The following is a 20,837-nucleotide window of genomic DNA, read 5'->3' as shown; positions in this document are numbered from 1 at the left end:
TGTTCTGTTCTAAATATATTTGTCAGCTAAATTTTTTAAATAATTTTCAGCATCTGTTCCTTTAAAGAAATCATTGACTGATTCATCAAAATCAACGGTATAAAAATCTCCTTCATCCGATTCCTGATAATTTGCTTCTTTTTGAAGCTTATTCTGTATAGCTCCTACAATTTCCTTTAAATCATAATAATACGGGTAGGCAAAGTTAATGGTTTGATTATTAACATTTGTACAGTTTGATTCTAAAAATTTCGTAATGTCATCAATATCCAGCAATAATCTTCTGGCTTTTTGGTGCAGCATGAAGTGATTACCCTGTATAATCTGACTTTTAAGGAAATTAAAAAGAGTATTGGGATTTCCGCCATTGCCGACAATATTACCGATTCTCAGGATGATATAGTTTTTACAATGCTGTTTTATAAAATTTTCAATCTCCAGCTTATGAAGAACATATGGGCTTTGCTGTTTGGAAAGATCATTCACGCTTAAAGTAGAAAAATAAAAAAATTTATTTTCCTTATGCAGCGTAATATTATTTTTTAAAAGTGAAAATTCTCTTTCAAACTCCGAGCTTCTTGTTTCGAGGGAATTTGAAACTCCGGAAGCAAAGTAAAGATGGTCTTTGGAATCGATATTTTTTAGTGAGTTGGCAATGAGTCCGTTTCCTATAATCATTATGCTTTTATTTGTTAGCCTCTGAAAATTTTATTAAACACCCTTTTTGCTAAAGACGTTTTTGGGGAAAGATGCTGTTTTTTTCTCTGCTCATTCTCATTCCATGCATTTGTGTCTTTGTCGGAGTCTTTTCTCTGTACAAAAAGAGTATTGTGATTTTCTTTGAAAGCAATTGCTTCAGATTCAGGTCTGCCGTTGGAATAATAATATAATGCCAATGATTTACGGCTTCTTTCTTCAGGACAGTTTAGAGGATCCGGGTGACCATGATAAGAATTTGATGTTGTTGAGAACATTGCTAATGTATTGAATTTAGGAGCAATTTTTGTTTCACATTTTGTCATATCTTGATTCCATAATTCAAAATGACCTCCGTATTCATCCTTCCATTCTTTATTAAGATATACTAAAACATTAACTCTTCTGTCCAAACCATTGGTTGGGTTTTTATTAAAATCTGCATGAACTTTTAGAAGTCCTCCTTTTTTTATTTCATGAAGTCCTCCTCCTGAAAAATAAGGATCTCCATATAGTGGCTCTTCAATACCGGTAAGTTTATTTACAAAATTTAAAAAAGGTTCCGAATTTAGAAAATACATTAATTCTCTTGTTTTTGGGCCAAAAGATTTTTCACCTTTACCTGCAAATTTTTTCTGTAATGGATCATTAAAGCTAATTGCATCTTGTTTGGAAAGATCAGGAAATTCTTTCAATACTTCTTCTAAAAATTCAGGATTAAAAAAATCATCAAAAGAAATGCTTGGGAATGGATTTGCATTTTTATATTTTAAAGAATTTTCTTCTGCAAATTTTAATAGGTCTTGGTTTTGGGAATTCAAAAAATTATTCATAGTGTTATATGTGTTTATGTTACGATTGTTTTTGGAGTGAAGTTACTTCTCTTTTATAAACATTTCTAATGGTATGTAAGCTCCATTTAAATATTAAGTATACTTTTTTGGGGTTTAATGTAAATTTAGATAAAAAGTTATAAACAAAATAAGCAAAAGCAGCTTTAAAAAAACGCAATTTCGATATCCCTCTGGAATAAGACATCAATGTGTAATAGAAATAAGCTTTTAATTTCAGGATATCATAATTGGGATTATATTTTTTGATAAATGGTATAATGACAAAATCTTTTGACATAGACTCATAAGTTGTCTTTTTTGAGATACTGTCTTTAAACTGTCTATATGAGCTTAATTGGGCTTCAAAAACTTTCATTTTTCCATAGCATCCAGCCAATAAGTATAGACATCTATCGGCTGAAATTATTTCAGTTGGAAAATCTTCTTTTAAGATATCCTTTCTGAAAAAAAGAGTAGATGTCTGAGCTATCTTTAGGTCAGTCATGTTTTCTTTTGTTAATTCTCTTCCTTTATGTTGCGAAAAAGAATGACTGGGAATGTCTAGGTCTTCATAAATAACTAAAGAATCTCCGGCTGCTGCGGAAAAATCAGAATTATTTTCTAAAAAATCAAATTGCTTCTGGAGTTTTTGTTGATCAATAAAATAATCATCACCATCCAAGACAGAAATGTATTTTCCTAACGCTTTAGAAAAAGAAAATAATGTGTTTTTTACATATCCTAAATTTGGAACATTTTTAAAGTATTTTATCTTACTTCCTTTTGGATGTGATGCAATAATTTCATTAATGATAACTTCAGTGTTATCAGGAGAATTATCATTACATACAATAATTTCATAGGTGCCACTAAACTCCTGAGCGAAAATACTCTCAAGACATTCTTTAATATATTTTTCGTGTTTATAAGTGGTGATACAAACGCTTACATCCATATTATTATTTTAAATTCTAAATAGATCGGCTATTTCAAGATACAAGTAATTATGACGAATACATCTTAAAACGTATATTTTCTTTTTTAAAAATCCTAGTGATTTTAGATAATTGTCTCTATTTTTAATAAAAACAGAATAAGTTTCTGTTTCTTTTTCATCTTCCTTAGGATTTATTTCCTTGTGTCTTTTCAGAATCTCCAGATATATCCACACATATTCTTTAAAATACTTTTGAGATCCTGTACTGTTTTCTTCTTTTTTATCAGATTTATATCTTAGACCATAGACTTGATTAGGGTGTAATCTATAGGCAGATAAAGATTTAGGTATGAAACCTAATTTATTTTTTGAGCTTAACTTTTGTACAATGTAATAATCATGGGCTATAGGAAAATTCTCCATTTCGTATTTTCTAAGAGCTTCTTTCTTTATAGATAAGGCACACCCTAAAATAAAGCTCCCTTTTTTTACTAATGCCGCAAAAAGCTCATTGTTTTTTATTTCCTGAAAAATATTTTCATGACTTATATTCTTCCAATTTAAATACGATGGAAATGTTTTATTATCATCAATTAATTTTAAATCATGAAAGACTCCATCAAATTGTGGATTTTTCTCAAAAAAATAAATAGTTTGCTCCACTTTATCTTTTTCCCAGATATCGTCCTGATCACTAATTACAATGATTTCATTTGTGCAGAGTTTGATGGCTTTTTCAAAATTTTTAATAAATCCTAAATTAGTTTCATTTTTAAAAACTTTAAAAATTTCAGGATTGTTATTCTGATATTCGGAAAGTATTTCTAACGTCTTATCGGTAGAGCCATCATCACAGATTACAATTTCGCTCACCGAAACAGTTTGAGCCAGAATGGAATCCAACTGTTCAGTCAAATACTCTTCGCCGTTGTATGTACATAAAGCTACTGAAACCTTCATAATTTGAAAAAATTAAAGAATTTATTTATAAGAACGTATCTTTTACTTGCTAATATTTTTTTCAGGTTATTATTTTCTGCGATTATTTTTTGATTATTTCTATAAAGGGTCTGAAAACTTCCAAGCTCTTTTGTGAAAAACTCAATATGCTTTTTATAAATAAGATTTTTAGAAGACATTACTTTAAAAGTACTGTCTGTAGATTTCATTTCTTGAATCATGGATACTTCCTTAATTCTGTAATAAAAACAAATTTCAGGGATTTTATAAACCTGTCCGCCATTTTTCAGAATCGAAATCCAAAATTCCCAGTCTTCCCAGCCATAGATAAGATTAGTATCATAACCATTGACTTTTACCCAGTCTTCTTTTTTGAAAAAAGCGGAGCAGAATATTACGTTTTCTACAGCAAGTGCTTTTGTGCTGAAATTTTCTAATATCCATTTCCCGGTTTCCGTTCCAAATTTTTCAGCTTCACAATAAATAATTTTATAAGTACTATCGAATTGCTTTTCGGCTAATTCTAAATATCTGTTGCTAATTTTGTCATCCGCATCCAAAGGTAAGATCCATTTTCCTTTTGCGACTTCAACTCCTGCATTTCTTGCAGAAGACAATCCTCCGTTTTTTTTATAAATATATTGAAAACGAGCATCTTTTTCTATCCATTTTCTGGCTGCTTCTTCTGTACTATCAGGCGAACCGTCGTTTACAATAATACATTCCCAATCCGGATAAGTTTGATCAAAAACAGATTGCAGACATTCGTCAAGATATTGAGCCTGCTTGTAGCAAGGAACGATTATGGATATTTTTGGACTCATCTTTTTAAATGAATTTATTTAAAAACAAATAGATTGAAGAAGGGACTTTATATTGTAAAGCCAGATTAAGCCTTTTAATATTAAAAATATAATTATTGTAGGCTTCCAGATATTCTGAAGGAAGTTTTTTTCCGCTAATGTAATATTTTTGGGTAAGACTGTTAATTTTTGACCTTATTTCTCCATCTTTATCAAACATCATCTGAAGAATAAGACCTTCCATATCAATTCTTTCTTTCTTTGAGGATGAAAGATTGGTCGTATGCATTCTGTAATAAGCTAATTTTTTTGGAATGTATGCAATGTAATATAAGTCGTTGATTTTTAGCCACCTGTAATAATCTTCAACAAGGAAATCAGACTTGTATTCTCCTGTTTTTATCACGGCTTCTGTACGCATTAAAACCGTTAATGCTGCAATTCTGTTACTTTTTATTAATTCTTTTCTAAAAAGATCCTTATCAATATTTCCTAATGCATTATAATCTGCAATATCCTTGGTAATATCTGAATTATCATTAACAGCATAAGTGTCTGTATAAACCATTCCGTAACTATCACCTAATCTATTTAATTCATTGACACACAGTTGGATTGATTCAGGATGCAGAAAATCATCTGCGGCGATAACTTTTACAAATTCACCTTCAACGAATTGAAGACACTCATTAAGTGTAGTTGCTAAACCTGTATTTGTGTGGTGAAAATTACTTTTAGCAGGATAATTATTTTCACTAAGCCAGTTCTCAAAAACTTTTACGGAATTGTCTTTTGAAGCGTCATCAGCTACAATTAATTGTATGTTCGTATAAGTCTGGGATTTAATACTGTCCAGACATTCTTTAATATAAACCTCATGATTGTAACTACAAACTATTATACTGACTAAGCCTTTTTTTTCCAAATCAAATGTTGTTTTATTAATGCTTTTTATTTTACTTTTTTGCCTAATTTTAAAAGAAGATGATATGATAATCGAGGGATATTATTCTTTAAAGCAAATGATAATCTTTTTATTCTAAAAGGATATTTTAAATATTCATCTTTTAATAACGTTGATATTTTTTCATTTTTACGATATTTAGGAGATATAAAATCAAATATGATTTTTCTGTTGATTCCTGTTTTATCGTATTTCATTCTAAGGTAGATGTCTTCTTCTGCCATTCTCTCATTTCGTGTACTTGTGACACCGCTTTGTAAAACCCTATAATAGGTCAGCTTTTTATTAATGAACAGTATTTTATTGATCGCATTGATTTTAAGCCAGCGGTCATGATCTTCAAGAAGGATCGATGGATCATATTTCCCTGTTGCTAAAAGAGTTTTCTTTTTCATAAGAACAGTAGGAGCAATAATACAATTGTATTTTACAAGCTGATCGTCTTTTAGCGAATTATCAGGATTAAAGAAGTCCTTATTTTCATAATTCAGAAAGAAATCTACGGGTTTATTATCGTCATCAACAGTCCAGAAATCCGTAAATACCATTCCAAAATCTTCGTCAGAATTTTCTAAAGCATTTACGCACAATTCGATGGATTCCGGATGAAGATAATCGTCTGCTGCAATTATTTTTATGTATTTTCCTTCTGCAAATTCAATACATTCGTTTAACATTGTTGCTAAACCAGTATTTTTTGTATGAAAATTAGTAACAGCAGTATAAATATTATCTTTCAGCCAATTGCTAAAAACTTCTACAGAATTATCTGAGGAAGAGTCGTCTCCCACAATAAGCTGTATATTTTTATACGTTTGGTTTTTTATACTGTCAAGATTTTCCTGAATGTACTTTGAATGATTATAGGAAACTACAATGACTGTTACTAAAGGATTTTCCATTGCTTTATTTAAATTCTTTTACTCTAATTGCTCTTTCGCTCCTTCAATACCTAATAAACTCTGTACTTTTTTTCCTTGATCGTCCAATGAATAGATCAATTCTTTTAAATCGCCTTTAATAAGATATATTTCGGATGGAACAATGTTAGCATTATCAATGTTTTCAGGAATAACTAATTTCAAAGTGTAACCATCCAAAAACTTTTCATTAAGAAATTCAGGTTTAATATGTATTGTCGGGTTTAATGTATCTACAGAAACCCTGTTCAATTTTGTAGCAACAAGCTGAGAATGTATCGGACTTAATCCGATACGGAAAAGTTTATGTTGTCTAATGTATTGAAAACCATTTTCTTCTAATGTAACAGGATTATGGAAAACTATCTTTCTCAGATGCTTTAAAAGGCCTTTAGAGTGATAGATTGTACCGTCAACAGAAAAAGGATAAGACCAGTGATGAATGTTAGTGTCAGCATAATAATCCCATTCATAATAACCGTCTCTTTTTTCAAGAAAATCAGGTTGGCCTTCCAGATTTTCTCCTACATATAATCTGTAAGAGGAATTTTCGGGATTATTTCTGATAATATTGAAAACTTCTTCAGGAATATTTACATCTTCATAAAATACTCCATCATCGGTATTGAACATTACAAATTCGCAACCACTTTCACGAATTATTTTTTGAAGTAATCCTTTAAAATTATCTCCGTTTTTATTGAATAAATTCCTCTCCTTAAAAAATTTCCAGTCTTTTTTTGAGTTGAGAGCCTTGATATAAGAGAAGTCAAAAAGTACATTCTTTCTTTCAACAAAAAAAATGCCTTTATTCTCATACTTTCTTTTTAATAAATCGTATCCATCTTTATGCGCTCCTGTTGTATGATAAAGAATAACAACTTTAGAATCAGCCTTAAAGTGTTCCAATACAGACTGAATAAGATAATCCAGCTGCACTGCACGATTATAGGAAAAAATTACATTAAGTATCATGGGTTAAAAGAATTTAAGGTTGTAATAACTTTTGAGACTTCATTATCTGTCATTACGGGAGAAATCGGTAAACTTAATACTTCACGATGAATTTTCTCTGTAATCGGTAACTCCGGTGCTTTAAGATGAGAATAAGCTTCCTGCTGATGAGGTGGGATTGGATAATGAATTAAAGTCTGTATTCCGTTTTCCTCAAGATAGTCCTGAAGTTGATCTCTTTTTTCTGTTCTGATCACAAAAAGATGATAGACATGGCTGTTCTCTTCGGTTTTATGATTTGGAAGTATAATTGAAGGATTGACTATTTCAGCAAGATAACGATTGGCAATCTCTTTTCTTCTGTTGTTTTCCTCATCCAGATATTTAAGTTTTACAGAAAGCACAGCCGCCTGAATTTCGTCTAATCTTGAATTATAGCCTTGATACTGATTAACATATTTTTTCTGAGAACCATAGTTGGCTAAAGCTCTGATGCATTTTGCAAGGGTTTCATCCTGACAAGAAACTGCACCTCCATCACCTAAAGCACCTAAATTTTTTCCGGGATAAAAACTGAATCCTGCTGCATCACCCAAACTTCCGGATTTTTTACCTTTCCAGACAGCTCCGATAGCCTGTGCATTATCTTCTACAATTTTCAGGCTGTATTTTTCGGCAAGGGCTTTAATTTCTTCCGAGAAAACGATACTTCCATATAAATGAACCAAAAGAATAGCTTTGGTTTTGGAAGATATTTTTTCTTCTATTTTATTAATATCAATATTATACGTTTCAATATCCGGTTCTACCAAAACCGGAACCAGTTTATTATCTGTGATCGCAAGAAGTGATGCAATGTATGTATTCGCTGGAACCAAAACTTCATCTCCTTCCTTCATTACTCCCAATTCTATATATGCACGGAAAATCAGCCTTAAAGCGTCCAGACCATTGGCAACTCCTATTGCATGAGGAACATTGCAATAGGCTGAAAGTTGTTCTTCAAAGGTTTTTACTTTCTCTCCCAGCAAATACCATCCGGAACGGAAAGTTTCTAATAAAGCTTCCTCAATTTCCTGTTGATGAGAAAGATTTATTTTTTGTAAGTCCAGAAATTTAATCATTGTTATTTTTCTTTAAAAATTTTGCGGGATTTCCCACCCATATTTCATTATCGGGAATATTTTTTGTTACTACACTTCCGGCCCCTACAAGTGCATTTTCCCCGATTGTTACTCCTGCTAATATTGTTGCGTTTGCACCAATGGAAGCGCCTTTTTTCACCAGAGTTTTTATAAGTTTAAATTCTTTATTTTTTGATTTCGGAAATAAATCGTTTGTAAAGGTTGCGTTCGGACCAATGAATACATTATCTTCAAGAGTAATTCCGTCCCATATTTGTACTCCTGGCTTTATGGTAACGTGATCACCAATTATGGCATCGTTTTCTATTAGTACCTGACAGTTTATATTACAGTTTTTACCAATAGTTGCATTTTTCAAAACCACACAAAACTGCCAGATCATGGTACCTTCACCTATATTTTTAGATTGAACGTCGGCTAATGGATGTATCATGTTTTATAATTTTTAAACTCATCAAAATCTCTGAAATAATCTTTCTCGTCATATAATTCTGAAGCCAAGCACAATAAAACTGCACTATGGCTGAATTTTATATCTCTCCAAATTAGTTTTGGAATATAAAGTCCTTTGGATGGAGTATCCAGAATAAACGTTTCATTATTCCCTTCCATATCTAATGTATTAAACTCTATAGTCCCGGAAACTGCAAAAATGATCTGCTCAAGCTCTTTGTGTGCATGACCACCACGAATAACGTCCTGCGGCGTGTAATACGTCCAGTAAACTCTCTTTATTTCAAAAGGAACGTTTTTTTGTTCTTCAGCTACAGTAATATAACCCAGATCCTGAGAACCTATTTTAGAAAAATGTATAATATGAGGACTATCCATTAATGATGAATATTGTTTAATGATTCTTGTAAATGTATAAAATTATTAGCAATGATTATTTTTTTGGATCTTTTTAGATTTTTTCAACTTTATGGGTAATGCGCGGAAATAAAATACCAGGCGATTTGATGATTTCTCCAAACTGATTCTGCATTCCATTAACTTCAAAGCCGAATAACTGAGTTCTAAAAGCAATATCTTCTCTGTTAACACCCCAAAAGAAATCGAAATAATAAGAATCTTCGTTTATGGTGTAGGGAGGAATCTCAAAACTAATGGTATAATCTCCTTTTTCTGAGTTTTTATTATTGCTGATCATCAAGCCTGTACTCATCACGGTAATATCATGACTGTTTTTCAGAAAAAATGAAAGATCAATATCTACATTTTCAAGTTTAGACATAAAAGTAACCGTAATTTTAATTCCTGATTTAATATTAATAATGTCTCCGTTAATAGGTTTTGCTTCGTAAGATTTCACCAAAATCTTATCATTTTCAAGTCTTGTGTTATCTTCAGAAAAATTGTAAAAAGATCTGATATCACTATTCTTCTGATATTCAATAATACATCGGTTAATATCATCCCGTGCGATAATGCTTCCTTTCTCAAGTAAAATACCCGTATTGCATAGTTCTTTTATGGCTGTAATATTATGGCTTACAAAAAGAATTGTTCTTCCTTCTCCTTTTGTAACATCCCCCATTTTGCCCAGACATTTTTTTTGAAATTCTGCGTCACCGACAGCCAAAACTTCATCTACAATTAAAATTTCCGATTCGAGATGTGCAGCAACTGCGAAAGCCAAACGCACATACATCCCTGAAGAATATCTTTTGACAGGAGTATCTATATATCTTTCAACTCCTGAAAAATCAACTATCTCATCAAACTTTCTTGTAATTTCTTTTCTTGTCATCCCAAGAATAGCTCCGTTGAGATAGACGTTTTCGCGGCCTGTCATTTCGGGATGAAAACCGGTTCCTACTTCTAGAAGAGAGGCAATTCTGCCATTGGTGTAAATTTTTCCGGTTGTTGGCTTTGTTACTTTACTCAATAATTTCAGCAGTGTAGATTTTCCTGCACCATTTCTTCCGATAATTCCTACGGCATCACCCTGTTCAATTTCAAAATTGATATCTCGGAGAGACCATACATATTCTGAAATTCCTTTTTGAGTTCTGTCGTTGGCTTCACCAATCTTTAAATACGGGTCTTCTTTTCCTCTTACTTTATGCCAGAAACGATTAAGATCATGAGATAAAGTTCCTGTTCCGACTTGCCCAAGGCGATATTGCTTTGATATATTTTCTGCTTTTAAAGCCAGCATATTTTGTGTTTTTAATATTATACGGTATCCATAAATGTTTTTTCCACCTTATTAAAAGTAACCAGCCCGATTGTAAATAGTATAAAAATAATAATCGTGCTGACTCCAAGCATTAAAGGAGAAAAGTCGCCTACACCAAGCCAGCCATATTTGAAACATTCAAAAATACCTGTAAGCGGATTGTAGTAGGAAATTTTTTTGAAAGGTCCGAATAATGCTGATGCCGGATAGATCACGGGTGTAGCGTACATAAATAAACTCACCCCAAACCCCAAAAGCATTCCGAGATCTTTATATTTAGTAGTAAGTGAAGAAAACAGCATTCCTGCACCCAATGCAAAAATAGCCATTAAGGCGATCAGAAAAGGCGTTGCCAACATCCATAGGTTAGGATGAATTTCATCTTTAGATAAATAATAACACCAAGCAATGATAAAAAGTAAAAACTGTACGCCGAAACGCATAAGATTTGAGATCACAATAGATAATGGAGTAACCAATCTTGGAAAATATACTTTTCCGAAAATACTGGCATTGCCCACAAAAGTTGAGGATGTTCCTAAAAGGCAGGATGAAAAATAATTCCAAAGGGTAACTCCTGCAAGATAAAATAAAAGTGGAGGAGCTCCGTCAGTCGGGAGGTTAGCTATTTTTCCAAAAATAACCAAATAAACAATTGTCGTTAAAATTGGATTTATGAAAAACCAGATTGGTCCTAAAATGGTTTGCTTGAAACTGGAAACAAAGTCTCTTTTTACAAACATATAGACCAAATCCTTGTACCGCCATACTTCTTTAAGCTTCAAGTCGAATAAAGAATCCTGGGTTTCAATAGTTTCTGTCCACTTTTGCTGTGGGTCATTCATCTGTGTAAAATTTTAATGCAAATTTAGATTATTTAATTCATTCATTGTTTTCTTTATTGTGAATAAATATTCATTTAAAGTAACAAAATATCAACTAATATATTAATATTTGCTGTTATGAACAAAAAACTATCAGCTATAAAGCCAATAGTTTTAAAATGTATTAATTTAGCCGATTATTTACTGACTAATTTTTTCAAATATTCTCCATAACCGCTTTTTCCGTATTTGGTTGCGGTTTCGAGTAATTTTTCTTCGTTGATGAAATTGTTTCTGAAAGCAATCTCTTCAATACAGCCGATTTTGAAGCCCTGTCTCTTTTCGATTACTCTTACAAATTCAGAAGCATCGTTTAAAGAATCAAAAGTTCCTGTATCCAGCCATGCTGTACCTCTGTCGAGAACGCCAACTTCCAGTTTTCCTTTTTGAAGGTATACGTTATTTACATCAGTGATTTCCAGTTCTCCTCTCGCGGAGGGCTGAATATTTTTGGCAATTTCGACCACTTCGTTATCGTAAAAATATAACCCGGGAACAGCATAATTTGATTTCGGCTGTAAAGGTTTTTCTTCTATTGAAACGGCTTTAAGATTATCGTCAAATTCTACAACGCCATATCTTTCAGGATCTGAAACGTGATACGCGAAAACAACACCTCCATCCGGATTGGTCTTGTTTTTAAGCAAAGTTCCCATTTCTGAACCGTAAAAAATATTATCACCCAAAACCAAGGCGGCCGCATCATTTCCAATGAACTGATCTCCCAGAATAAAAGCCTGTGCAAGACCATCGGGACTTGGCTGAACCACATATTCTATATTGCATCCGATCTGAGAGCCGTCTCCTAATAATTTTACAAAGCCTTCCTGATCGTGTGGCGTTGTTATAATTAAAATATCTTTAATTCCTGCTAATAGCAATGTAGAAAGAGGATAATAAATCATCGGTTTGTCGTAAACAGGCATTAACTGCTTGCTGACAGCGATGGTAAGAGGGTAGAGTCTGGTTCCGGAACCTCCGGCTAAAATGATACCTTTCATCGGTTAATCTGTGTTTAATTTTTAATGATACTGTTTTTCGTAGTATTTCTGGTAATCTCCGCTCGTTACGTGTTCCAGCCATTCTTTATTTTCAAGATACCAGTCAATGGTTTTTGCCAAACCTTCTTCGAAAGTTACAGACGGTTTCCATCCGAGATCAGAATTAAGTTTTGTAGCGTCAATAGCGTAACGCTTATCGTGACCCGGTCTGTCTTTTACAAAAGTGATTAATTTTTCAGAGTAGCCTTCTTCTCTACCTAATTTAGCATCCATTTGCCTGATTAACTCTTTCACTAAATCAATATTCTGCCACTCATTAAAGCCTCCGATATTGTATGTTTCTCCTGTTTTAGCTTCATTGAAGATCTGATGAATTCCTTTGGCATGATCGATGACGAATAACCAGTCTCTTGTATATTTCCCGTCACCGTAAATAGGCAAAGGTTTTTCGTTGATGATATTTGAAATACAAAGAGGAATCAGTTTTTCCGGAAAATGATTCGGACCGTAATTGTTTGAGCAGTTTGAAATAATAAACGGCATTCCGTACGTATTTCCGTAAGCTCTTACCAAATGATCTGAAGCCGCTTTTGAAGCCGAATACGGAGATTGCGGATCATAAGCTGTGGTTTCTAAGAAAAATCCTGTTTCGCCTAAACTTCCATATACTTCGTCTGTGGAAACGTGGTAGAAAAGATTCGTTCTCTTCTCATCCGGAAATCTTCCATGCGTATGATCCGGATTTAACGTCCAGAATTCTTTGCAAAGATTCAGAAGGTTAGCGGTTCCGTTGACGTTGGTATTAATAAATGCCATCGGATCTGTAATGCTTCGGTCTACATGACTTTCAGCCGCTAAATGCACAACAGCATCTGGATTGTACTTTTCAAAGACTTTTCTAAGTTCTTCAGGTTTTGTAATGTCGGCTTTTTCGAAAACGTAATTGGGTTCGTTTTCGATGTCCTTCAGGTTTTCCAGATTTCCTGCGTACGTAAGTGCATCAAGGTTGATGATCTTTGTTTCAGGATTATTTTTTACAAATTCTCTTACCACGTGCGAACCGATAAAGCCGGCTCCGCCTGTGATGATTATATTTTTCATCTGATTAATTTAAAACTGTTTTACGTCCTATACTTTTATAATAAAAACCATTCTGCTCAGGAATTTCCAGCGGATACATATTTCGTCCGTCGAAAATTACCCTATTATTCATTCTTTTTGCCATCATTTCGAAATTCGGATTTTTGAATTCCGGCCATTCTGTGGCGATAAACAAAGCATCTGCATTGTCCAGAGCTTCGTACATATTTTTTGCGTACTGAATTTTGTCGCCTAATATTTTTTTTACGTTGTTTTCTGCAACCGAATCATAAGCAACAATCTTTGCTCCTTTTTCCAGAAGTAACGCAATGTTGTCTAAAGAAGAAGCCTCACGAATATCGTCGGTATTCGCTTTGAAGGCTAATCCCCACATTGCGATCGTTTTTCCTTCGATATTTCCTCCGAAATACTTTTCAATCTCCGAAACAAGGATTACTTTTTGGGCAATATTTACATTTTCTGTCGCTTCTAAAATCTGAAAATTAAAATCTTCCTGCTTTCCGGATTTTATCAATGCTTTCACATCCTTTGGAAAACAGCTTCCTCCATATCCGATGCCCGGGAATAAAAACCGATGCCCAATTCTGTCGTCACTTCCCATTCCAAGCCTCACTTTGTCTACATCAGCGCCTACTTTTTCACAGTAATTGGCAATTTCATTCATGAACGTAATTTTTACTGCCAAGAATGAGTTAGCTGCATATTTTGTAAGTTCAGAAGATTTTTCGTCCATAAAAATAATAGGAACTCCGGTGTTGGTAAATGGCTGATAAATTTTAGCCATAATTTCCTGTGCTTTTTCAGAACTTGCTCCTACAACTACCCTTGCCGGGTTCATAGAATCCTCTACGGCAAAACCTTCCCTTAAAAATTCAGGATTGGAAACCACATCAAAAGGAATCTGGGTTTTTGAAACGATAACTTCACGAACTTTATCGGCTGTTCCTACGGGAACGGTACTTTTATTAACAATAACTTTGTATTCCGTCATCATTTCGCCAATATCGTTCGCCACTTTCAGCACATAAGAAAGATCTGCAGACCCGTCTTCTCCAGGCGGAGTAGGCAAGGCTAAATAAATAACTTCGCTTTTATCCAAAGCTTCTTTTAAATTGGTAGTGAAAAATAATCTTTCAGCCTGTATGTTTCTCAGGAACATTTCTTCAAGATTCGGCTCATAGATGGGAACTACGCCGTTTTTCATACCTTCTACTTTTTTTTCATCAATATCTACACAGTATACTGAATTGCCAAGCTCTGCCAGAGTGGTTCCTGTAACCAGTCCTACATAACCTGTTCCTACAATAGTAATATTCAAAATGTATGTTTTTAAAAAATTCAACCACAAAAATACTAAAAATACCATCACGCCCATCTTTAATTTCCGGTAAATGAGCAATACATATCCTGTTGATAATAAGATGTTTTGCTTTTTTAATAAAAATTCGTATATTTGCAGTGGATTTACGGAAAAAATGGGAAGGCCTTCGCAAGAAAGCCTTTTTTCGTACCGTACATCAGGATTTTATATATTTTATGGAGTTTAGAAAAAGAATTGAAGAATTATTACATGAATTCCTCGAGACCAGAAAAGATTTATTCCTAATCGATTTAAAGATTTCTGCGGGGGATGACATCACCGTGATTTTGGATGGTGACAACGGTGTTTCTTTACAGGACTGCCTTGATGCAAGCCGCGCGATTGAATTTAATATGGATCGGGAAGAGCATGATTTCAGCTTACAGGTAATGTCTGCGGGATTAAGCGAGCCTTTGGCAACTCCGAGACAGTTTGCAAAAAATATCGGAAGAGAAATTGAGATTTTACTGAATGACTCTACCAAAACGGAAGGCGAACTGGCAAAAGTAGATGAAGAAAAAATCACACTCATCCTGCGTTACCGCAAGCCGAAAGACATCGGTAAAGGAAAAGTGGATGTGGAGGAGGAAAAAGAAATTCCGTACTCTGAGATTAAGAAAGCATTAGTAACAATTAAATTTTAAAAGAAAAAAGAATAAATGGACAATATAGCGTTGATTGAATCCTTCGGTGATTTTAAAGACGAAAAAGGGATCAGTAAGATTGATCTTATGGCAATTATTGAAGATTCTCTGAAGACACTTTTGAGAAAAAGATATGATTCGGATGATCATTTTGATGTGATTGTAAACCCTGATAAAGGAGATTTTCAGATATTTTTAAATAAAACGATCGTGGAGGACGAAATGTCTGAAGATGATGATCTGGAAATCGAGATCTCTGAAGCTAAGAAAATTGACCCTACTTTTGAAGTGGGAGAAGATTTTACGATGGAAATTCCTGTTGCACAGTTGGGAAGAAGAAATATTCTTACCCTGAAGCAGATCTTGGCTACAAAATTGCAGGAGCACAACAATGCGATGTTGTACGAGCAGTTTAAAGACAGAATCGGGGAAATTGTAGTAGGAGAGATCCACCATATCCGTCATAAGCACGTGATTTTGCTGGATGATGAGGGGAACGAATTCATTTTGCCTAAAGAAAATCAGATCCCATCCGATTTCTTTAAAAAAGGTGAGAATATCAGAGCTATTGTTGAAACAGTAGATTTCAAAGGTTCAAAACCGCAGATTATTATTTCCAGAACTGCACCTAAATTCTTAGAAAAACTATTAGAGCTGGAAATCCCTGAAATTCAGGACGGAACTATTATGCTTAAGAAAGTAGTAAGGATTCCTGGAGAAAAGGCGAAGATTGCAGTAGATGCTTACGACGACAGAATAGATCCGGTAGGAGCTTGTGTAGGGGTAAAAGGATCCAGAATTCATGGAGTGGTAAGAGAGTTGAGAAATGAGAACATCGATGTTATTCAGTGGTCTAAAAACCCTGAGATTTTGGTGAAGAGAGCTTTAGGAAATGTTACCATCAATAAAATTGACATCAACGAGGAGCAGGAATATGCTTTAGTATACACTCCGGTTGAAGAGATTTCTAAGGTAATCGGAAAACAGGGTCAGAATATCAGACTTGCTTCTTGGTTGACAGGTTATGAGATTGATGTACATAGAGAGTCCAGCGAAGATGATGATGTTGAACTTACAGAGTTTAACGATGATATCGAACAGTGGATTTTGGATGAGTTTAAAAAAGTAGGTCTTACTACTGCAAAATCAGTTTTAGATAAAGAAACTGTAAGCTTACTGAATATGGTCGACCTTGAAGAGGAAACGATTGAAGAAGTGAAACGTATTCTGAGAGAAGAATTCGAAGATTAAGATTTGTAAATAAATTTTAATAAACAGTAAAAAAGAAATACTTTAATTTTAAGAATTAAAAAAATAGTAAATAATATAGATGCCAAAAATTAGATTAAATAAAGCGGTTAAGGAATTCAATATTTCGATGTCCAGATTAGTAGAATTTTTACAAGCTAAGGGTATCGAGGTTGAAAGCAATCCTAACGCTCAATTAGAAGAAGCGGCATATTCTGCATTGGAGGCTGAGTTTGCCAAGGACGGCGAGCAACGTAAAGCTTCCCATGAGGTGGTGATCACGAAAGTTCCGGAAGAAAAGCTGGAAATTGAAGAAAAGAAAACCCCTGAAGTAATAAGAGCTAAAGCTAACAAACCGGAAACTAAAATTTTAGGTAAAATAGATTTAGAGCCTAAAAAGCCTGAAGTTGAAGAATTTCCGGCTCCAAAACCACAACCTGTGGTGGAAGAGAAAAAAGAAGAAGTTGCACCTGCTCCTGAAGTAAAAGCAACTCCTGAAAAGCAGGAATTTAAAGTTCTTGATAAAATAGATCTTTCCCAGATCGAATCCAGAAACAGACCTGTGAAAAAAGATAAACCAAAAGCGGAAGAGAAAAAAGAAGAAGAAAAACCTGTGGCTAAACCTACAGAAACTGTGAAGGAAGCTGCGCAGCCTGTTGTTGCTGAAAAACCGGTTGCAAAACCAGTTGAAGAAAAACCGGCTGAACCTGCAAAAGCAGAAGAGGAATCTCAGGAACCACAAAAAATTGAAACGGTTTATCAAAAACTTGATGGCCCTAAAATCGTTGGAGAAAAAATCGATTTAACTCAGTTTGCGCCTAAACAGGGAGCGGGAGCTAAAAAGAAAAGAAAAAGAATTGAGAAGCCGGGCGGAGGAAATCAGCAGGGTGGAAACAATAACCAACAAGGAGGAAACAATCAAGGACAAGGAAACCGTCCTCAAGGACAGGGAGGTCAAGGTGGAAACCGTTTTGGAAATAACCAGGGCGGACAAGGAAACCGACCTCAAGGTCAGGGTGGACAAGGAAACCGTCCTCAAGGACAGGGAGGTCAAGGTGGAAACCGTTTTGGAAATAACCAAGGCGGGCAAGGAAACCGTCCTCAAGGTCAGGGTGGACAAGGTGGAAACAGAGGTGGATTCAACAGAGGTGGACAAGGAGGTAACAGACCGGGTCAAAGAACGATGCCTGTTGAGTTAACTGACGAACAAGTTAAAAACCAGATCAAGGAAACCCTTGAAAAATTAACCAATAAAGGAGGTAAATCTAAATCTGCAAAACACAGAAAAGATAAAAGAAACTTCCGTAGAGAACAGGACGAGCGTCAGCAGGAAATTGATGCGGCAGACAGAACATTAAAAGTAACCGAATTCATCACGGTTGGTGAATTGGCAAGTTTGATGAACGTGTCTCCTACAGAAGTAATTTCTGCTTGTTTCTCATTAGGTGTAATGGTTACCATGAACCAAAGACTTGAAGCAGATACATTATTATTAGTAGCTGATGAATTTGGTTATAAAATAGAATTCTCTGATGCAGATCTTGAAGATTCAGATTCTGAAGATGAAATTGATAACGAAGAAGATCTTCTTCCAAGAGCTCCGATCGTTACGGTCATGGGTCACGTAGACCACGGTAAAACTTCATTACTGGATTACATCAGAAAAACCAATGTAATTGCTGGTGAATCAGGAGGAATTACTCAGCACATCGGTGCTTACAATGTGAAACTTGAAAACGGACAAAGAATTACATTCTTAGATACGCCGGGTCACGAAGCCTTTACAGCGATGAGAGCGAGAGGTGCACAGGTTACCGATATTGCAATTATCGTAATTGCTGCGGATGATGATGTAATGCCTCAGACAAAAGAAGCGATCTCTCACGCACAGGCTGCAGGAGTTCCGATGATTATTGCAATCAATAAGGTTGATAAGCCGAATGCGAATCCTGATAACATCCGTCAGCAGCTTTCCGGAATGAATATTTTGGTAGAAGAATGGGGAGGAAATGTTCAGGCGCAGGAAATTTCAGCTAAATTTGGTAACAATGTCGATGTATTGCTTGAAAAAGTTTTATTACAGGCTGAATTACTTGAATTAAAGGCAAATCCTGATCGTGCTGCAAACGGAGTAGTTATTGAAGCTTCTCTGGATAAAGGTAGAGGTTATGTAGCAACTATGTTGGTACAAACCGGAACTTTAAGAGTTGGTGATTATGTGGTAGCTGGTAAAAACCATGGTAAAGTAAAAGCTTTGCTTGACGAAAGAGGTAAAAATCTTTCAGAAGCAGGTCCTTCAATCCCGGCAACTATTTTAGGTCTGGACGGAGCGCCAACAGCTGGAGACAAATTCCGTGTTTACGCTGATGAAAGTGAAGGTAAGGCGATTGCCAACAAGAGAGAGCAGCTTCAGAGAGAGCTTTCCATCAGAACCAAAAAACATACGACGCTTGAAGAATTGGGTAGACGTATTGCTTTAGGAGAATTCAAGGAATTGAATATTATCCTAAAAGGTGACGTGGATGGTTCGGTAGAAGCACTTTCTGATCAGTTACAGAGATTATCAACAGAAGAGATCAGCGTGAAAATCCTTCACTCAGGTGTTGGACAGATCACAGAATCTGATATCAACTTAGCGGCAGCATCTGATGCAATTATTATCGGATTCAACGTAAGAGCCGGAGCCAATGCAAAAGATCTTGCAGACCGTGAAGAAATTGAGATCAGAACCTATTCTGTAATCTACAAAGCGATTGATGAGGTAAAAGAAGCAATGGAAGGGATGCTTTCTCCTGAAATTCAGGAGCAGGTTATCGGTAATGTTGAGATTCGTGAAGTATTCAAAATTTCTAAAGTGGGAACCATTGCAGGTTGTATGGTTCTTACCGGAAAAGTTACCAGACAGTCTAAGGTACGTTTGCTAAGAGATGGTATCGTGAAATTCGATGGTGAACTTGAAAGTTTAAAACGTTTCAAAGATGATGTAAAAGAAGTAACAAAAGGTTACGAATGCGGATTGAACCTGAAAGGCTACAATGATATTGAACAGGGCGACATTCTTGAAGTTTATGAAGAAGTTGCTGTGAAGAAGAAGTTGAAGTAAAAAAGTAAGATAAAAATGGCTGGAATTTTTCAGCCATTTTTTTTAGGTAATGTACTGAAAAATAGTTGGTGAAATTCAGGATATATTTTAACGTGTTTTCGAAGTTCCTGACCGGCAATGTGTTTAGGAAACTTTGTGAGCCAGATCAGGCACATTCTCTGAATATGAACCAGACATCTCTGAGTAATGATGTCTCCGTCAGATTTATTTATGGCTTTCAAAACGCTTTTATGTCCATCTGTAGTAATGCTTTCCAGTTTTACGCCCAATCGTAAAAGATTGTTTAAATCTTCCCTGATTTCTTCATAATGTTCTCCATCGGTAAAACGGATAAGCTGTGTATATCCATCAAAATCATCCTGATAAGCAATTAAACAGAACTGAGCAAAATAAGTTGCATCCATTCTTAAATTCACCTTTTTCCGTTTGATGATCTTTAAGGTAGGAGACTGCTCTAAAATGGTATAAAATGTTCTCTGCAAAGTATCTTTCGAATAACCGCTGTCTCTGCAAAGCGTTTTGTAGGTCTGCCTTTCCAATACCCATTTTTTGAACCAGATAAAACGATTCGGGTAATGTGGTCAAAAATAGTTGGTGTTTTTGTCAGAAATAATTCGTAATATTTGGCAGTTGATTGGAAGAGGAAATGAGCAATGCTGAAGAGCAACTCATCAGCAATACAATCAACGCTGTAAACAATAGTTTAGAGGATGGCTTTGCCATCCTTTTTTGCAAATTATTGGAACAGCACTATGGCTTAAAAACCTTTTACGAACGACGCTTACTGTTTTGCTTTCCCAAAAAAATCACATCCATACTTTTTGAAACTCCAACAACGATATTTTTTGAATTTTCAGCTACAAAAAAAGTTTATTGAAACAAAGTTCAATAAACTTACTGTATCATTAGTAATAATAAGCGTTGCGAAGAATTTCACCAACTATTTTTGACCATTAAACCTTAATTCGTTGTTCCGTTCTGTTTTGAGTAAATAAAATCTCACAATTTTTACATTTAAATCTTTGTTTTCCCCAACGAATTACCTCTAGGCTTGAACAAAACCAACAACGTTTTTTTGCCATTTTTCAGCCAAAGAAAAAGT

Annotated in this window: 20 protein-coding genes; 3 read left to right on the top strand and 17 right to left on the bottom strand. The window is 34.7% G+C overall.

Annotation, left to right across the window (positions count from 1 at the left end; genetic code table 11):
• Window positions 1-9: 9 nt before the first annotated feature.
• The 16 genes from H6W53_RS12180 to H6W53_RS12105 form a co-directional block, all read right to left on the bottom strand.
• Window positions 10-678 carry a hypothetical protein gene (locus H6W53_RS12180; RefSeq protein ID WP_185207153.1) on the bottom strand — a complete coding sequence of 223 codons (669 nt, stop codon included), beginning with the start codon at window positions 676-678 and terminating at the stop codon, window positions 10-12.
• A 14-nt stretch (window positions 679-692) separates the two neighbouring features.
• A complete protein-coding gene (locus H6W53_RS12175) occupies window positions 693-1,529 on the bottom strand; it encodes a 2OG-Fe(II) oxygenase (RefSeq protein ID WP_185207150.1) in 837 nt (278 codons plus the stop codon).
• Between the two features lie 19 nt (window positions 1,530-1,548).
• Entirely contained in the window at window positions 1,549-2,484 is a 936-nt protein-coding gene (locus tag H6W53_RS12170; RefSeq protein ID WP_185207148.1) for a glycosyltransferase family 2 protein, read from the bottom strand.
• 9 nt (window positions 2,485-2,493) lie between these two features.
• Window positions 2,494-3,426, bottom strand: coding sequence for a glycosyltransferase (locus H6W53_RS12165; protein WP_185207146.1), 933 nt, complete (start codon window positions 3,424-3,426; stop codon window positions 2,494-2,496).
• Complete coding sequence (locus H6W53_RS12160; protein ID WP_185207144.1) at window positions 3,423-4,250, bottom strand: glycosyltransferase family 2 protein; 828 nt, start codon at window positions 4,248-4,250, stop codon at window positions 3,423-3,425. Before H6W53_RS12160 ends, H6W53_RS12165 begins: the two co-directional genes overlap by 4 nt.
• A 4-nt stretch (window positions 4,251-4,254) precedes the next feature.
• Window positions 4,255-5,154, bottom strand: a complete 900-nt coding sequence (locus tag H6W53_RS12155) for a glycosyltransferase family 2 protein (protein WP_185207142.1) — start codon at window positions 5,152-5,154, stop codon at window positions 4,255-4,257.
• Between the two features lie 26 nt (window positions 5,155-5,180).
• Entirely contained in the window at window positions 5,181-6,095 is a 915-nt protein-coding gene (locus tag H6W53_RS12150) for a glycosyltransferase family 2 protein (RefSeq protein WP_185207139.1), read from the bottom strand.
• Between the two features lie 18 nt (window positions 6,096-6,113).
• Window positions 6,114-7,088, bottom strand: a complete 975-nt coding sequence (locus tag H6W53_RS12145; RefSeq protein WP_185207137.1) for a hypothetical protein — start codon at window positions 7,086-7,088, stop codon at window positions 6,114-6,116.
• Window positions 7,085-8,191, bottom strand: a complete 1,107-nt coding sequence (locus tag H6W53_RS12140; RefSeq protein ID WP_185207135.1) for a DegT/DnrJ/EryC1/StrS family aminotransferase — start codon at window positions 8,189-8,191, stop codon at window positions 7,085-7,087. The genes H6W53_RS12145 and H6W53_RS12140 overlap by 4 nt, the downstream gene beginning before the upstream one ends.
• Window positions 8,184-8,645 (bottom strand): acyltransferase, encoded by a 462-nt coding sequence (locus tag H6W53_RS12135; RefSeq protein WP_185207133.1) that lies wholly within the window; start codon window positions 8,643-8,645, stop codon window positions 8,184-8,186. The genes H6W53_RS12140 and H6W53_RS12135 overlap by 8 nt, the downstream gene beginning before the upstream one ends.
• Window positions 8,642-9,043, bottom strand: coding sequence for a sugar 3,4-ketoisomerase (locus tag H6W53_RS12130; RefSeq protein WP_185207131.1), 402 nt, complete (start codon window positions 9,041-9,043; stop codon window positions 8,642-8,644). Before H6W53_RS12130 ends, H6W53_RS12135 begins: the two co-directional genes overlap by 4 nt.
• Window positions 9,044-9,116: 73 nt before the next feature.
• The gene (locus H6W53_RS12125) at window positions 9,117-10,373 is read right to left on the bottom strand and encodes an ABC transporter ATP-binding protein (protein WP_185207130.1); all 1,257 of its coding nucleotides are present in this window, start codon (window positions 10,371-10,373) and stop codon (window positions 9,117-9,119) included.
• 17 nt (window positions 10,374-10,390) lie between these two features.
• Window positions 10,391-11,239, bottom strand: a complete 849-nt coding sequence (locus tag H6W53_RS12120) for an ABC transporter permease (RefSeq protein WP_185207128.1) — start codon at window positions 11,237-11,239, stop codon at window positions 10,391-10,393.
• A 176-nt stretch (window positions 11,240-11,415) separates the two neighbouring features.
• Window positions 11,416-12,279, bottom strand: a complete 864-nt coding sequence (gene rfbA / locus H6W53_RS12115; protein ID WP_185207126.1) for a glucose-1-phosphate thymidylyltransferase RfbA — start codon at window positions 12,277-12,279, stop codon at window positions 11,416-11,418.
• 21 nt (window positions 12,280-12,300) lie between these two features.
• Window positions 12,301-13,380: a dTDP-glucose 4,6-dehydratase gene (gene rfbB / locus H6W53_RS12110; protein WP_185207124.1), complete on the bottom strand. Its 1,080-nt coding sequence runs from the start codon at window positions 13,378-13,380 to the stop codon at window positions 12,301-12,303.
• 4 nt (window positions 13,381-13,384) lie between these two features.
• Entirely contained in the window at window positions 13,385-14,698 is a 1,314-nt protein-coding gene (locus tag H6W53_RS12105) for a UDP-glucose dehydrogenase family protein (protein WP_185207122.1), read from the bottom strand.
• A 218-nt stretch (window positions 14,699-14,916) separates the two neighbouring features.
• Here H6W53_RS12105 and rimP point away from each other — a divergent pair, with 218 nt between their 5' ends.
• From rimP to infB, 3 genes are all read left to right on the top strand, one after another.
• Entirely contained in the window at window positions 14,917-15,384 is a 468-nt protein-coding gene (gene rimP / locus H6W53_RS12100) for a ribosome assembly cofactor RimP (protein WP_185207120.1), read from the top strand.
• A gap of 15 nt (window positions 15,385-15,399) precedes the next feature.
• Complete coding sequence (nusA, locus tag H6W53_RS12095) at window positions 15,400-16,635, top strand: transcription termination factor NusA (RefSeq protein ID WP_076391760.1); 1,236 nt, start codon at window positions 15,400-15,402, stop codon at window positions 16,633-16,635.
• 79 nt (window positions 16,636-16,714) lie between these two features.
• On the top strand, window positions 16,715-19,735 hold the full coding sequence (gene infB, locus H6W53_RS12090; RefSeq protein ID WP_185207118.1) for a translation initiation factor IF-2: 3,021 nt from the start codon (window positions 16,715-16,717) through the stop codon (window positions 19,733-19,735).
• A gap of 29 nt (window positions 19,736-19,764) precedes the next feature.
• Here the strand turns inward: infB and H6W53_RS12085 are convergent, their stop codons facing one another.
• On the bottom strand, window positions 19,765-20,274 hold the full coding sequence (locus tag H6W53_RS12085) for a transposase (RefSeq protein WP_228457793.1): 510 nt from the start codon (window positions 20,272-20,274) through the stop codon (window positions 19,765-19,767).
• Window positions 20,275-20,837 lie beyond the last annotated feature (563 nt).

Source organism: Chryseobacterium sp. C3, assembly GCF_014218905.1.
Lineage (GTDB): Bacteria > Bacteroidota > Bacteroidia > Flavobacteriales > Weeksellaceae > Chryseobacterium > Chryseobacterium mucoviscidosis.
Note: the sequence above shows the minus strand (reverse complement) of the source record. Positions and strands in the feature narration are given on the sequence as shown.